Origin of the sequence: Tessaracoccus aquimaris (genome assembly GCF_001997345.1) — a bacterium.
GTDB lineage: Bacteria > Actinomycetota > Actinomycetes > Propionibacteriales > Propionibacteriaceae > Arachnia > Arachnia aquimaris.
This window is the reverse complement of the sequence record NZ_CP019606.1, coordinates 1,294,679-1,309,747: the sequence shown is the minus strand read 5'-3', so window position 1 is coordinate 1,309,747 and position 15,069 is coordinate 1,294,679. Positions and strand designations below refer to the sequence as shown.

12 protein-coding genes and 2 pseudogenes are annotated in these 15,069 nt (G+C 68.8%); 13 read left to right on the top strand and 1 reads right to left on the bottom strand.

The genetic code is table 11. The features are described 5' to 3' along the window. The first annotated feature begins 15 nt into the window (after nt 1–15). From ruvC to BW730_RS06135, 10 genes and pseudogenes are all read left to right on the top strand, one after another. A complete protein-coding gene (ruvC, locus tag BW730_RS06180; protein WP_226997195.1) occupies nt 16–528 on the top strand; it encodes a crossover junction endodeoxyribonuclease RuvC in 513 nt (170 codons plus the stop codon). Next, a pseudogene (gene ruvA / locus BW730_RS06175) lies at nt 525–1,141 on the top strand (Holliday junction branch migration protein RuvA). The gene ruvC and the pseudogene ruvA overlap by 4 nt, the downstream one beginning before the upstream one ends. Continuing rightward, nucleotides 1,141–2,247 carry a Holliday junction branch migration DNA helicase RuvB gene (gene ruvB / locus BW730_RS06170; protein ID WP_077685495.1) on the top strand — a complete coding sequence of 369 codons (1,107 nt, stop codon included), beginning with the start codon at nt 1,141–1,143 and terminating at the stop codon, nt 2,245–2,247. Before ruvA ends, ruvB begins: the two are co-directional and overlap by 1 nt. Then, nucleotides 2,238–2,819: a preprotein translocase subunit YajC gene (gene yajC / locus BW730_RS06165; protein WP_077685494.1), complete on the top strand. Its 582-nt coding sequence runs from the start codon at nt 2,238–2,240 to the stop codon at nt 2,817–2,819. Before ruvB ends, yajC begins: the two co-directional genes overlap by 10 nt. A gap of 81 nt (nt 2,820–2,900) precedes the next feature. Further along, a complete protein-coding gene (gene secD / locus BW730_RS06160) occupies nt 2,901–4,454 on the top strand; it encodes a protein translocase subunit SecD (RefSeq protein ID WP_077687543.1) in 1,554 nt (517 codons plus the stop codon). Further along, entirely contained in the window at nt 4,454–5,599 is a 1,146-nt protein-coding gene (gene secF / locus BW730_RS06155; protein WP_077685493.1) for a protein translocase subunit SecF, read from the top strand. Before secD ends, secF begins: the two co-directional genes overlap by 1 nt. After that, nucleotides 5,596–6,135, top strand: a complete 540-nt coding sequence (locus BW730_RS06150; RefSeq protein ID WP_077685492.1) for an adenine phosphoribosyltransferase — start codon at nt 5,596–5,598, stop codon at nt 6,133–6,135. Before secF ends, BW730_RS06150 begins: the two co-directional genes overlap by 4 nt. A 138-nt stretch (nt 6,136–6,273) precedes the next feature. After that, nucleotides 6,274–7,224: a potassium channel family protein gene (locus BW730_RS06145; RefSeq protein WP_226997101.1), complete on the top strand. Its 951-nt coding sequence runs from the start codon at nt 6,274–6,276 to the stop codon at nt 7,222–7,224. Nucleotides 7,225–8,056: 832 nt separating this feature from the next. Continuing rightward, nucleotides 8,057–8,236 carry a hypothetical protein gene (locus BW730_RS06140; RefSeq protein ID WP_077685490.1) on the top strand — a complete coding sequence of 60 codons (180 nt, stop codon included), beginning with the start codon at nt 8,057–8,059 and terminating at the stop codon, nt 8,234–8,236. A gap of 375 nt (nt 8,237–8,611) precedes the next feature. Next, complete coding sequence (locus BW730_RS06135) at nt 8,612–10,885, top strand: RelA/SpoT family protein (RefSeq protein ID WP_077685489.1); 2,274 nt, start codon at nt 8,612–8,614, stop codon at nt 10,883–10,885. 79 nt (nt 10,886–10,964) lie between these two features. Here the strand turns inward: BW730_RS06135 and BW730_RS06130 are convergent, their stop codons facing one another. Continuing rightward, nucleotides 10,965–12,209: a DUF349 domain-containing protein gene (locus BW730_RS06130; protein ID WP_077685488.1), complete on the bottom strand. Its 1,245-nt coding sequence runs from the start codon at nt 12,207–12,209 to the stop codon at nt 10,965–10,967. 81 nt (nt 12,210–12,290) lie between these two features. On the opposite strand from BW730_RS06130, the gene BW730_RS06125 reads away from it, so the two are divergent. The 3 genes and pseudogenes from BW730_RS06125 to BW730_RS06115 all read left to right on the top strand — a co-directional run bounded on the left by BW730_RS06125 (nt 12,291) and on the right by BW730_RS06115 (nt 14,885). Then, nucleotides 12,291–12,911: an MBL fold metallo-hydrolase gene (locus tag BW730_RS06125; RefSeq protein ID WP_158522496.1), complete on the top strand. Its 621-nt coding sequence runs from the start codon at nt 12,291–12,293 to the stop codon at nt 12,909–12,911. A 9-nt stretch (nt 12,912–12,920) separates the two neighbouring features. After that, nucleotides 12,921–14,250: pseudogene (hisS, locus tag BW730_RS06120) on the top strand (histidine--tRNA ligase). Next, nucleotides 14,247–14,885: an NADPH-dependent F420 reductase gene (locus BW730_RS06115; RefSeq protein ID WP_158522494.1), complete on the top strand. Its 639-nt coding sequence runs from the start codon at nt 14,247–14,249 to the stop codon at nt 14,883–14,885. The pseudogene hisS and the gene BW730_RS06115 overlap by 4 nt, the downstream one beginning before the upstream one ends. Nucleotides 14,886–15,069: the final 184 nt, after the last annotated feature.

The window sequence follows — 15,069 nt, the reverse complement described above, 5'->3', positions numbered from 1 at the left end:
ACCTCCATGCGCGTCATCGGGATCGACCCCGGCCTCACCCGCTGCGGCGTCGGCGTGGTTGAAGGGACGGTCGGTCGGCCGCCCCGGTTGGTGGCCGTCGGCGTCGTCCGGACCCCCGTCGGTGAGGACGTCGCGCTCCGACTGCTTGCCCTCGAGCGCGGCCTCGTCGAGTGGTTCGACGAGTACCAGCCTGAGGCGGTCGGCATCGAGCGGGTCTTCGCGCAGCACAACCTCGCATCGGTGATGGACACCGCGCAGGCCTCAGGGGTCGCGGCGCTGACCGGCGCCCGCCGAGGGCTGCGAGTCACGTTCCACACGCCAAGCGAGGTGAAGGCGGCCGTGACCGGCTCGGGATCGGCCGACAAGGCGCAGGTCGCCGCGATGGTGACAAGGATCCTGGGTCTCGACGCAGCACCGAAGCCGGCCGACGCGGCCGACGCGCTCGCCATCGCCGTCACGCAGGTGTGGCGCGGCGCCGCGACCAACAGATACGCCGCGGCCGTAGCGGCAGCCAAGGGGAAGCGATGATCGCTCAGCTCAGCGGCACCGTGCTGAAGGCCGGTGCCACCTCCTGCGTGCTCGACGTCGGGGGTGTCGGTTTTCTCGTGCACGTCACCCCGTCCACCGCCGCAGCCCTCCGGCCCGGCGAGGCGGCGGTCGTGCACACGTCGATGGTGGTCCGCGAGGATTCCATGACGCTGTTCGGCTTCGCGGAGGAGGGGAGCGCGAGGCCTTCGAGCTCGCCCAGACCGCCTCGGGAGTCGGGCCGAAGCTCGCCCTGGCGATCGTGTCGGTGCTGACCCCCGGCGAGTTCCGCCGCGCCGTGCAGGCAGAGGACCTCGCCAGGCTGTGCTCGGTGCCCGGCATCGGGCGCAAGGGCGCCCAGAAGCTCGTCATCGAGCTGAAGGACAAGGTGCTCGTGCTCAGCGACGGAGGAGACGAGGCCCCCCAGCCGCTCAGCAACGCGGAGCCCGAACTGTGGCGCGCGCAGGTCGCCGAGGGCCTGACCGGGCTCGGATGGTCGGCCCGCGACGCGGAGACCGCTGCCGACAACGTCGCGCACCTCGTCGACGAGAACCCTGACATCGGCATCGGGCAACTGCTGCGCGCCGCGCTCAACTCGCTGGCGAGGAAGAAGTAGTGGAGCTCTCCGAGGTCGACCCGCACGCACTGAGCGAGGAGCGCGACTACGAGGCTGCGCTGCGACCCAAGCGGCTCGCCGAGTTCGAGGGGCAGCCGCGGGTGCGGGAGCAACTCGCACTGGTCCTCGACGCAGCCATGCACCGCGGCACCGCCCCGGACCACGTCCTGCTCTCCGGCCCTCCCGGCCTCGGCAAGACGACCCTTGCCATGATCATCGCCGCGGAACTGGGCTCAGGGCTGCGGATCTCCTCGGGTCCCGCCATCCAGCACGCCGGCGACCTTGCGGCGATCCTGTCCGGCCTGGATGAGGGCGACGTGCTGTTCCTCGACGAGATCCACCGGCTGTCGCGACCCGCGGAGGAGATGCTCTACCTCGCGATGGAGGACTTCCGCGTCGACGTCATCGTCGGCAAGGGCCCAGGCGCGACCGCCATCCCCATCGAACTGCCCCCGTTCACGCTGGTCGGGGCGACCACGCGCGCGGGTATGCTGCCCGGCCCGCTGCGCGACCGGTTCGGGTTCACCGCCCAGTTGGACTTCTACGACCCGGCAGACCTGGCGGGCATCGTCGCCGCCTCCGCGGGAAAGCTGGGCATCCGCATCGACAAGGCCGCCGAGGGCGAGATCGCCCGCCGCTCCAGGGGCACCCCCCGCATCGCGAACCGGCTGCTGCGCCGGGTGCGCGACTTCGCGCAGGTCAGGGGGCACGCCACCGCGCACCGCGACGTGGCGCGTGCGGCCCTCGAGTTGTACGAGGTGGACGAGCGTGGCCTCGACCGGCTCGACCGTGGTGTCCTTGAGGCGCTGTGCAAGCTGTTCGACGGCGGCCCCGTCGGGCTGTCGACCCTCGCGCTCAGCGTGGGGGAGGAGATCGAGACCGTCTCGGAGGTCGCCGAGCCCTTCCTGATTCGGGAGGGCCTGCTGATCAGAACCCCACGCGGCCGGGTCGCGACCCGCGCCGCCTATGCCCACCTGGGCGTCCGCCCCCGGCGGCGATGCCCGCGCTGTTCGACACAGACGAATGACGCGGTTAATGACTATCGACGCGGCTCCGCTATTCTGAGCGGTGGCCCAGAACTCAACCGGAGTGAACCATGGAATTGATCCTTTTGATGGTCGCGATGTTCGCGATCATGTACTTCCTGATGATCCGCCCGCAGCAGAAGAAGATGCGCAAGGACCAGGAGATGCGAGCCCAGCTCGGCGAAGGGGACCGGGTGCTGCTGACCTCCGGCATCTTCGGCACGATCGCACACGTCGGCGAGCGCCAGATGATCGTCGAACTCGCCCCCGGGGTTGAGATCACGGTCCTCAAGGGCAACGTCGCCCGCAAGGTGACGGCCGAGGACGAGGAGTTCGAGTTCACCGACGAGATCGCCGAGGGCGAAGCTCCGGTGGGCATCGGCTACGACGCCGACCTCGACGCCCCCCTCGCGCACGAGGCCTCGGAGGCGAGCCCCTACGCCGACGACGCCGTCAGCCCCTACGCTGACGACGCCGTGAACCCCTACGCCGACGACTCGGCCCGCGGCCCCTACGACGAGCCCGTCGCCGAGACCGAGACCGTCGAGGCCTCCAACGACGACGCGAGCGACTACCAGCCGTGGGAGCGCAAGGACGCACCGTCGTTCGAGGCCCCCGCCGAGGAGAAGCCCCGCCCGGAGGACTCCAAGTAAGTGGCGACCACCGCTAGGAGGCGACGCCCCGCCGTCGTCCTGACCGTATTCCTGCTCATCATCGCGGGCCTGTTCGTCATCATGGCGGTCACCAGGACGTGGTCGCCGAAGCTCGGCCTCGACCTGCAGGGTGGTCAGACGATCACGCTGTCGGCCACCAACAGGTCGGTCCCGATGGACTCGCTCGAGTTGGCCCGCGACATCATCCAGCAGCGCGTCGACGGTCTGGGCGTCGGTGAGGCCTCCGTCGCCATCCAGGGCGACCGCAACATCGTTGTCTCCGCCCCCAACGTCGACCGCGACGACCTGGCCGAACTCGTGGGCGCCACCGCGCAGCTCGCCTTCCGGCCAGTGCTCGACGTGGCGGCTGGCACCGGCCCGACGGCGACCCCCAGCCCTGGCGAGACCCCGGTGCCTGGCCTGCCGACGGCCCCGGCAAGCCCGACCCCGACGCCTAGCCCCGCGGCCACGCCAACGGGTGGTGCCGACGGGCAGGCGGGCGACGAGCCACTGCTGTCGATGGCCGACGTGCTGGCCTACCAGCCGACCGCGGCCGACACCCAGGCGCTCGCCGACTTCACCTGCGGCGACCCGACGCACGACGATGCGGACCGCGCGCTCGTCGCCTGCGACGACCAGGACGTCTACAAGTACCTCCTCGGCCCCATCGCGATCCGCGGCCAGGACCTCAACACCGCCTCCTTCGGCATCCCGCAGGGTGACCTCGCCTACGCCGTCACGCTGAGCTTCAACTCGGAGGGCGCCACGCGCCTCTCCGACCTGACCGGCACCCTCGTCTCGCAGACCCAGCCGCGCAACATGTTCGCGATCGTGCTGGACGGCGTCGTCGAATCCGCGGCCCGCGCAGAGGCGAAGATCGCCAACGGCGAAGCAATCATCCGAGGCGACTTCAACGCCGACTCGGCCGCGGGCCTGGCCAACGTGCTGAAGTTCGGCTCGCTTCCGCTCAGCTTCGAGCCGAGCCAGGTCGAGACCGTCTCCCCGACGCTTGGCGGCGAGCAGTTGCGCGTCGGCATCATCGCAGGCATCCTCGGCCTCGCGGTCGTGGCGCTCTACTCGTTCCTGTACTACCGCGCCATGGGCATCGTCGTGGTGGCGTCGCTCGCAGTCGCGGCCGCCGCTACCTACGCCATGATGGTGCTGCTCGGTTCCGTGTTCGGGTTCGCGCTGAACCTGCCAGGAATCGCCGGAGCCATCGTCGGTATCGCCGTCACCGCAGACTCGTTCATCATCTACTTCGAACGCATCAGGGACGAGATCCGCGAAGGCAAGTCGCTGAAGTCGGCGCTGCAGTCGGGCTGGGAGAAGGCCCGCGGCACCATCGTCATCTCCGACGCCGTCTCGCTGCTGTCGGCCGTGGTGCTGTTCATCCTTGCCATCGGCTCGGTGAAGGGCTTCGCGTTCACGCTCGGCCTGACCACTCTTCTCGACCTCGCCGTGGTGTTCTTCTTCACCCGGCCGCTGGTCGAACTGCTCGGACGCACCAAGTTCTTCGGTGAGGGACGTCGCGGCTCCGGCCTCGACGCCGCCCACATGGGAGTCACGCAGGAGTCGCTGCTCGGGCGCAGGCTCCGCCGCAAGGACTCCACCTCGACGATCGCGCAGGAGGCATGATGGCCGAGAAGAAACTCAGCGTCGCCGAACGGCTGTACACGGGGCACCTGTCCTACGACTTCATGAAGAACCGCAAGGGCTGGTTCATCTTCTCCGGCATCCTCGTGGCACTCACGGTCGTCGTGCTGCTGGTGCGGGGACTCACGCTCGGCATCGAGTTCAGCGGAGGCACCGACTTCCAGGCGCCCATGAAGATCACGTCGTCCACCGTCGACGACGTGCGCGCGCACATGAATGAACTGTCGGTCGACGAACTCGACGCGCAGGTCTTCTCGCTCGGCGACTCCAGCATCCGGATCCAGACCCGGTCGCTGACTCCCGAAGAGACGACGACCACGCGCGCCGAGATCGCCAAGATCGCTGGCGTCGTACCGGACGATGTCACCTACAACGCCATCGGCGGCTCGTGGGGCCAGCAGATCACCCAGAAGGCCGTCATCGCTCTCGTGGTGTTCGTCGCGCTCGTCATGGTGCTGATCGCTGCCTACTTCCGGGACTGGAAGATGTCGATCGCGGCCATCGTGGCCGTGTTCCACGACCTGATCGTGACCGTCGGCGTGTACGCGGCGGTCGGCTTCACCGTCACCCCGTCTACCGTCATCGGCGTGCTCACCATCCTCGGCTACTCGCTGTACGACACCGTCGTGGTGTTCGACAAGATCCGCGAGAACACCAAGGGCATCGAGCACACCACGTACACGTACTCGGAGCAGGCCAACCGGGCCATCAACCAGGTGCTGGTGCGCTCGCTGAACACCACGGTGATCGGCGTGCTGCCGGTGCTCGCGCTGTTCATTGCAGGCACGGTCCTGCAGAGCGGCCCACTTGCGGACCTCGGCCTCGCGCTGCTGGTCGGCATGATCGCGGGCGCCTACTCGTCCCTGTTCATCGCGGCGCCCCTGCTGGCGTGGCTGCGCGAGCGGGAGCCGAAGATGATCGAGCACCGCGAGCAGATCGAGCGTCGTAAGGCCCGCTCGGCCGCCAAGGCGGCTCACCGCGAGTCCGTCGCGACGGCGGCGACGTCGGGCGCGGCGGCAGGCACCGTCACTCTGACGGAGCCCGTCGTCGAGGTGACCGATGAGCAGGGCGCGCGGCAGCAGCGTCGCACCAACGTGAGCAGGGCCGACCGAAGGAAGGGCAAGTGACCAGCGACACGAACCGGGAGCTGATCGGCTCCCTGATCGTCGACGTCCCCGACTTCCCGAAGCCGGGCGTCGTGTTCAAGGACATCACGCCGCTGCTTGCCTCCCCGGAGGGGTTCCAGACCGCGGTCGACGAGTTGGTCGCGTCCGCCCCCGAGGGCATCGACGTGGTCGTCGGCATGGAGGCGCGCGGGTTCATCTTCGCCGCCCCCGTCGCGTTGGCGCTCGGCGCCGGGTTCGTCCCGGTGCGCAAGCCGGGCAAGCTGCCGGGGGAGACGATCAGCCACTCGTTCGAGCTTGAGTACGGCTCGGAGACGCTGACCATGCACCGCAACGCCATCACTCCCGGCGCGAGGGTGCTCGTGGTCGATGACGTGCTCGCCACCGGAGGCACCATCGGCGCGACAGCCGAACTGCTCAAGGCGATGGGCGCCGAACTGGTGCACGTCAGCGTCGTGATGGAGTTGAGCTTCCTGCACGGCCGCGAGCGCCTCGTCGAGATGGGCATCGACAAGTGCACCGCGCTGGTGACAGTCTGAGCCAATGGAAAAGCTCCAGTCAGGGGCGAGCAAGGGGGCATCCTGTCCCTGGTCTCGCTCCCGCGGATAGCGACGAGCCCCTTCAAGGAACTGGCTCGCCGCTCTCTGCTGGCGCTCGGGCTGCTGATGCTCACGACCATGCTGGTGTGGGTGGACCGCGGTGCCTATATCGACAACACCGGGGGAGACGGGGTCTCCTTCATCGACGCGCTCTACTACGCCACCGTCACGGTGACGACGACGGGGTACGGCGACATCACCCCGATCGCGCCGCATGCCCGACTGATCAACGCCCTGATCATCACACCGCTTCGCATCACCTTCCTGGTGGTGTTGGTCGGTACGACCATCGAGGTGCTCGCCAACCAGGGCAGCCGCGCGATCAAGGACTCTTTCTGGAGGAAGAAGATGCGCAACCACATCGTCGTGATCGGCTACGGCACGAAGGGCCGTAGCGCGGTCAACACGCTGCGCCGCCAGGGGGAGAAGCCGGACAAGATCGTGGTCATCGACGCGAACACCGCTGCGGTCAACGAGGCCAACTTCGACGGCTATGCGGCCTTCCAGGGCGACGCGACCCGCCGCTCGCTGCTGCGCAGGGCCGAGGTCAGCAAGGCGCGGCAGGTGATCATCTCGCTTGACCGCGACGACGCGTCGATCCTGACGACGCTGACGGTGCGCCAGTTGAACCCGACGGCGGGGGTGATCGTGTCGGTGCGCGAGCACGACAACGTTCCGCTGGTGCGCCAGTCGGGCGCCTCGGCGGTCGTGACGAGTTCCGAGACCGTGGGCCGCCTGCTCGGCCTGTCGGCGATCGGCCCCGAGTTGGGCACGATCATGCAGGACATGCTCACCGGCGCCGAAGGACTCGAGGTGCACCAGCGCCTGGCGACGGCCGACGAGGTCGGCCAGCCGCCGTCCGCGGTGCTGGGCGAGCGCGTGATCGGCGTGATCCGCAACGGGACGCTGCGCAGGTTCTACGACAAGTCGGCCACCCGGATCGAGATCGGCGACGAGTTGATCGTGGTGCGCAGGGCACAGCCGCCGTCGCCCAAGGACAAGAACATCCTGCGCTCCTTCGACGACTGAGAGGCGCGCGCTCCCGCGGGTCCAACGTTCCCCGAGCTTGTCCTTCGTTCCCCGAGCTTGTCGCCTCGTTCCCCGAGCTTGTCGAGGGGTCCGATCACCGAGCGCTACGGTCGTTCCCCGAGCTTGTCGCCTCGTTCCCCGAGCTGGTCGAGGGGTCCGATCACCAAGCATTCCGGTCGTTCCCCGAGCTAGTCGCCTCGTTCCCCGAGCTGGTCGAGGGGTCCGATCACCAAGCAATCCGGTCGTTCCCCGAGCTAGTCGCCTCGTTCCCCGAGCTTGTCGAGGGGTCCGATTGCCGAGTGCTCCGGTCGCTCTCGGGTCCCTGTTGCTGTGCAGGTGCGTGGGGTTCCGTCATTGTTGAGGGTTGCGGACCTTTCGACTCGGCCGCGCGACTTCGTCGGCGGGCCGGCTCAAGGAACGATGCTCCTCGAGCTTGTCCTTCGTTCCCCGAGCTTGTCGAGGGGTCCGACCACCAAGCGTTCCGGTCGTTCCCCGAGCTAGTCGCCTCGTTCCCCGAGCTTGTCGAGGGGGCCGATTGCCGAGCGCTCCGGTCGCTCTCGGGCCCCTTACGTTGTGCAGGTGCGTGGGGTTCGGTCGTCGTTGAGGGTTGCGGACCTTTCGACTCGGCCGCGCGACTTCGTCGGCGGGCCGGCTCAAGGAACGATGCTCCTCGAGCTTGTCCTTCGTTCCCCGAGCTTGTCGAGGGGTCCGATCGCCGAGCGCTCCGTCCCGGTCCGCGGCGTCCATCGCCCCGCATGCGTCTGCCTGTGCGCGTCGTCCCCCTCGTCTGCCCTGATCAGGCCCCTGTTTGCCCGTCGGGCGGCAGAATGACATGACGCAGACAGCGACATCGAAGGTGAGGATCGCCATGGGCAAGGACAAGTTCGACGAACTACGCGACGACCGCGAAGAGCAGGAGGAGCGGCGCGAGGAGATCCGCGACGAGACCCTCGGCGCCGACGACCTCGGCTCCCAGGACGAGCGCCGCGACGAGGGCGATCGGGAACACTAGACGCCGACAGACGAGAGGCGTCGTGCGTGCCGGTGGCAGTCGGACCCCTCGACAGGCTCGGGGAACGGGGCGCCAGGATCGGGAGCACTAGACGCCAACGGTCGAGAGGCGTCGTGCGTCGCCGGTGGCGGTCGGACCCTCGACAGGCTCGGGGAACGGGGCGACAGGCTCGGGGAACGGGGCGCCAGGCTCGGGGAACGGGGCGACAAGCTCGAGGAACGCCGCGGCACCAGGCGTGAGGAACGCCGCCCAGGCGGGTTGGAGCCCGGCACAGGGAGGTCACCGCAGACGCCCGAGTTCCGCGTCCGACTACAGGTGATGCGTCACGGCGTGGTCATCGGCCCTGCGTGTTGTGGGCGGCACTAGACTCTGCGCATGGCAGACGAGGGCTTGACGGGCGTTTCCCGGTTGGTGACCGGGCCCGAACAGCCGCGCCTACGGATGCGTCACCGGTTGGCGAGGCTCGGGGCCGTGCCGTCGAAGTCCGCCGTCCTCGATCCGCTGTTCAGGATCGTCCGGTCGAACCACCCCAAGGCCGACCTGGCCGTCCTCGAGCGGGCCTACCGCACCGCCGAGCACCACCACGAGGGCCAGACCCGCAAGTCGGGCGACCCGTACATCACGCACCCGCTCGCGGTCGCCACCATCCTCGCCGAGCTCGGCATGACCGAGCCCGTGCTCGTCGCGGCCCTGCTGCACGACACCGTCGAGGACACCGACTACTCGCTCGAGCAACTGCGCGCCGACTTCGGCGACGAGGTCGCCCACATGGTCGACGGCGTCACCAAGCTCGACAAGCTGACCTACGGCGAGACCGCGAAGGCCGAGACCATCCGCAAGATGATCATGGCCACCAGCGAAGAGGTCCGCGTCCTCGTCATCAAGCTGGCCGACCGACTCCACAACATGCGGACCCTCGGCTACCTGCGGCCCGACAAGCGGGTCAGGATCGCCACCGAGACGCTCAACATCTTCGCCCCGCTGGCGCACCGGCTCGGCATGAACACCATCAAGTGGGAGCTCGAGGACCTGTCGTTCGCGACGATCGAGCCGAAGGTGTACGCCGAGATCGTCGACATGGTGGCCCAGTCGGCGCCCGGGCGCGAGCGCTACCTACGTGAGCTGATCGCCGAGTTCCAGTCGAAGCTGGCCGAGAACAAGATCAAGGCCACCGTGTACGGGCGACCGAAGCACTACTACTCGATCTACCAGAAGATGATGGTCCGCGGCCGCGACTTCCGCGACATCTACGACCTGATCGGGCTGCGGGTGCTCGTCGACGACGTCAAGGACTGTTACGCGGTGCTCGGCGTCGCGCACGCGGGCTGGAAGCCGATCCCCGGCAGGTTCAAGGACTACATCGCCGGGCCGAAGTTCAACATGTACCAGTCGCTGCACACGACGGTGCTCGGCGCTAACAACGAGCCCATCGAGTTCCAGATCCGCACCCACGAGATGCACCGTCGGGCCGAGTACGGTGTCGCGGCGCACTGGAAGTACAAGGAGGACCTCCGCAACGGCGTCACCGCCGAGGAGGCGGGCATGCGCGCCATGCACCAACTCGGCGTGATGAGCAAGGAGACCGAGGACCCGAGCGAGTTCCTCGACTCGGTGCTCTTCGAGATCAACTCCGACGAGATCTATGTGTTCACGCCCAAGGGCGAGGTGATGGCGCTTCCTGTCGGTGCGACCCCGGTCGATTTCGCATTCGCCGTCCACACCGAGGTCGGCTACCGCACCATCGGTGCCCGCGTGAACGGGCGGCTCGTCGCGCTGTCGACGCCGCTGCAGCAGGGCGACAAGGTCGAGGTCCTCACGTCGAAGGCGGAGGGCGCCGGCCCGAGCCGCGACTGGCTTGGCTTCGTCGTCTCCTCGCGGGCCAGGCAGAAGATCCGCCAGCACTTCTCGCGGGAGCGCCGCGACGAGGCCATGGAGCACGGCAAGGAGACCCTTGCGCGCGACCTGCGCCGCACGGGCGTGCCGATGCAGCGCCTGCTGACGTTGGAGAACCTCACGGCGGTCGCCAACGAACTCGGCTACAAGGACGTGCCGAACCTGTACGTCGCGATCGGCGAGGGACACATCGGGGCGCAGGCCGCGGTCGAGAAGCTCGTCCAACTGCACGGCGGCGAGGAGGAGACGGTCGACACCGTCACCGAGGACGTCGTGGTGCGGCAGCGCCGCAGGCCCGTCAGCGACGGCGCCCACATCCTGGTCGACGGCGACGACTCGGTCGTCGCAAAGTTCGCCAAGTGCTGCTACCCGCTGCCCGGCGAAGACATCATCGGCTTCGTGACCCGCGGCGACGGCGTGTCGGTGCACCGCGCCGACTGCTCGAACGTGCCTGCGCTGAAGAAGGAGCCCGACCGGATCGTCCCGGTGTCCTGGTCCGGCGCGGAGACCGGCAGCACCTTCGTCGTCACGATCCAGATCGAGGGCCTCGACCGTGCGCGGCTGCTCTCCGACGTGTCCTCCGCGCTGTCCGAGCAGCACCTGGACATCCTGTCGGTCAACATCTCGACGAACAAGCATCGCCAGTTCACCGGCAAGTTCACCTTCGAGTCGGCAGACCCGACGCACCTGCAGCACGTGATCAACCAGGTCCGCCGGGTGCCAGGCGTCTACGACGTCTTCCGCGTCTCCGGCTAGCCCGGCCGACTCGTCGACGCCCGAAAGCACGAAAGGTCGGGACCCGGATGGGTCCCGACCTTCTCGGCGTTCTTCGGGCTCAGCCCTGGAAGTCGGTCAGCGTCTCGCGGGCCTGGTCGAGCCAGCTCGTGTAGGTCTCGATCGACTTCGCCGCGTCCTTGACGGCGCGCGAATCGCCCTTGGCCTCGGCCTTGTCCAGGTCGGCCTGTAGCTTGGCGATCTGGTTCTCGAACATCGCGACGGTGTCCTCGGCGCGCTTGCGGGCCTCCGGATCGGTGCGACGCCACTCGTCGGCCTCGAGTTGGGCGACCTTGTCGCCGATCGAGCGGACCTTCGAGTCGAGTTCGCGCATCGCATTGCGGGGCACGTGACCCAGCTCGTTGAACTTCGCCAGGAACTCGCGGTGGATCGACTTCGCTGCGTCGACCTCGGTGACGCCCTCGAGGTCCTTTGTCACCTGCGCGACCAGTTCCTGCTTCGCGGTCAGGTTCTCGGTCTGCTCGCCGTCGACGGCGCTCTGGGCCGTGGTGCGGGCGTCGAAGAACTGGTCCTGGATGGCGCGGAACCGGCTCCACAGCGCGTCGTCCTCGGCGCGACGGGCGCTGCCCGCGGCCTTCCAGCGCTGCATCAGGTCGCGGAACGCGGCCGAGGTCGCACCCCAGTCGGTCGAATCCGCCAGCGGCTCGGCCTCGGCGATGATGGCCTCCTTGACGGCCTTTGCATCGTCGCGCTTCGAGTTCAGCTCCGAGAAGTGCGCCTTCCGGCGGCGCGTGTACTGCGTGCGGGCGGACGAGAAGCGGTGCCACAGTTCGTTGTCGGTGGCGCGGTCCACGCGGGGGAGCGCCTTCCACTCGTCGAGCAGCACCCGGAACCGGTCGACCCCGCCGCGCCAGTCGTTGCCCTGCGACAGCGTCTCGGCCTCGACGACCATGGCCTCCTTGGAGGCGACGGTCGCGGCGTTCTGCTCGGCGCGGGCCGCCTTGCGGGCCTCGATCTGCGCGGGAAGCGTCTCGCTCAACGCGTCGAGGCGCGTGGTCAACGACTCGAGGTCGCCGACGGCGTTGGCCTCGGCGACGTTCGACTTGGCGGTGGCGATGGCCGACTTGGCCTCTTCAGGCGACATCGCCTGCGCGCCGACGCGCGTCTCGAGGAGGGTCACCTCCGCCGCGAGGTTCTCGAAGCGACGGACGTAGAACGCCATGGCCTCTTCGGGGGTGGAGTCGGGGATCTGCCCGACACTTCGTTCGGTGCCACCCGTGATGACGTAGACCGTGCCGTCAGGATCAACACGTCCGAAGTCGGAGGGCGCTTGTGCTTCGCTCATGGCCTTAATCTAGCGGGATAGGGTGGCCTTGTGCTCATTCAGCCCATCACTGTTTCGCCCTGGCAATCGAACTGTTATCTCGTGCGCGCGTCCGAGGGCGCGCGCGAGGTCCTGATCGTCGATCCGGGCGTCACCGCGACCGAACCGGTCGCCGCAGCCATCGACGATGAGGGCCTGACCCCTGTCGCGCTGTTCGCCACCCATGGCCACTACGACCACATCGGCGACGCCCACGCGCTGGCGGCCCGGTTCGACATTCCGCTCTACCTGGCCGACGACGATCAGCACCTCGTCACCCGGCCCGGAGACGGGCTCGGCCCGCACGGCACCGCGATCGTCGAACAGATCACCGGCTCCGCCGACGCGCCGCCGGTCGCCGACTTGCGCGGCTACGGGTCGCCGGTCGAGGTCGCGGGCCTGACGGTGACTCCCTTCGCGGCGCCGGGTCACACGCTGGGTTCCACGCTGCTGAGCGTCACGGATGGCGACGTCACCGTCGTGTTCACCGGTGACGTCCTCTTCAACGGGACGATCGGGCGCACCGATCTGCCCGGCGGTAGCATGAACCAGATGCGCGCCACCCTCGCGAGCATCGTGGAGGAGTTCCCGCCGGACTCGCCCCTCCTTCCCGGGCATGGGCAGCCGACGACGCTCGGCAACGAGATCGCCTCCAACCCCTATCTGCAGCCGAACACCCTCTAGGAACGCCTCGTGCCACGCCCCAAGCCGCTCAGCGGCTTCCCCGAGTTCCTGCCCGCCGGGCGCATCGCCGAACTCGCCGTCCTCGACGTCGTCCGCTCGACCTTCGAGTTGCACGGGTTCGCACCCATTGAGACCCGCGCCGTCGAGCCCCTCGACCAGTTGGCGCGCAAGGGCGAGATCGACAAGGAGATCTACGTCGTGCGGCGCCTGCACGCGGACTCCGGCGACGCGGACGAACTCGGCCTGCACTTCGACCTGACCGTCCCTTCGCGCGCTACGTGCTGGAGAACGCCGGGCACCTCGCCTTCCCGTTCCGCCGCTACCAGATCCAGAAGGTGTGGCGCGGCGAACGCCCGCAGGAGGGCCGCTACCGCGAGTTCACCCAGGCCGACATCGACATCGTCGGGCAGGGCAGCCTCGCCGCGCACCACGACGTCGAGATCCCGCTCGTGGCGATCGACGTGTTCGAGAAGTTGCACCGCGACCTCGGGGTGCCCCGGTCACGCTGCACGTCAACAACCGCAAGCTGTCCGAGGGCTTCTACCGCGGCCTCGGCATCGAGGACCCGTCCGCGGTGCTGCAGCGCGTCGACAAGTACGACAAGATCGGCCCCGACGCCGTCGCGCAACTGCTCACCACTGAGGCGGGGCTCGACGACGCGCAGGCCGCCGCATGTGTCGCGCTCGCCGGGATCTCCGCCGCCGACGAGTCCTTCGTCGACCGGGTCCGCGCGCTCGGCGTCACGCACGAACTGCTCGACACCGGGTTGGAGGAACTGGCCGCGCTGATCCGCGTCGCCCGCGCCTCGGCACCCGAGCGCGCCGTGGTCGACCTCAAGATCGCCCGCGGCCTCGACTACTACACGGGCACCGTCTACGAGACCCTGCTGCAGGGCTCCGAGAAGCTCGGCTCGGTCGCCTCCGGCGGGCGCTACGACTCGCTCGCCAGCGACGGAAAGACGACGTTCCCGGGCGTCGGCTACTCCTTCGGCATCACCCGCATCCTCGCCCCGCTGATCGGCAAGGGCGCCCTGACGGCGTCGCGCAGCGTCCCGAGCGCGGTGCTGGTCGCCGTCGACAACGAGGACGCCCGCGAACAGGCCATCTCGGTGGCCAGCCAGTTGCGCTCGCGCGGGATCCCCGTCGAGGTCGCCCCGAAGGCCGACAAGTTCGGCAAGCAGATCCGCTACGCCGAGCGTCGCGGGATTCCCTTCGTCTGGTTCGGCGCCGGCTACGACGACTCCGTCAAGGACATCCGCAGCGGCGAGCAGGTCGCCGCGTTGCCGTCCGAGTGGACGCCGCCCGTCGAGGATCTCACCGTGACGGTCGGCCAGGCGTGACCCAGTCGCGCAGGCTCGGCATCATCGGCGCGGGCAAGCTCGGCACCGCCATCGGCCGGCTCGCGCTTGACGCAGGCTACGAGGTGCGGATCGCCGGGTCGCCCCGCCAGCCGATGCTCGCGCTGGTGATCGAGACCGTGCTGCCCGGGGCCAGGCTGCTGCCGGAGGCCGACGTGGTCGCCGACTCCGACATCGTCGTGCTGGCGATCCCGTTCGGGAAGGCCGACTCGATCGACTACGGGCCGCTCGAGGGCAAGATCGTCGTCGACGCCATGAACGCCTGGGACGCTGCTGGCGGCCACCCCGACCCGACCTGGGACGGCACCACCAGTTCCCTGGTGCGCGCCCACAACCCGCGGATGCGGCTGGTGAAGTCGCTCAACCACCTGGGCTACTCCGACCTGATCGCCGACGCCCACGAGTCCGGTCACCCGCTGCGCAGGGCCATCGCGGTCGTCTCCGACGACGCCGAGGCCCGCGCGGAGGTGGCGAACCTGGTCGATCGGTTGGGCTTCGACCCCGTCGAGGCCGATCGGAGCGCCTCGCGCTGCATCGAGCCGTCCTCGCCGATCTTCGGCATCCCGGTGGGCGCCGACGAGTTGCGCGCCGCGCTGGACGCCCGCCCCGCGACATAGCGCCATTCCACGAGCCTGCTTCGTTCCTCGATCTTGTCGAGGGGTCCGCTCTCTCAGTTCCCCGAGCTTGTCGAGGGGTCCGCTCTCTCCGTTCCCCGAGCTTGTCGAGGGGTCCGCTCTCTCCGTTCCCCGAGCCTGTAGAGGGGTCCGTTCGCCGAGCGTCCGCCGCCGGTTTCGGACGTCT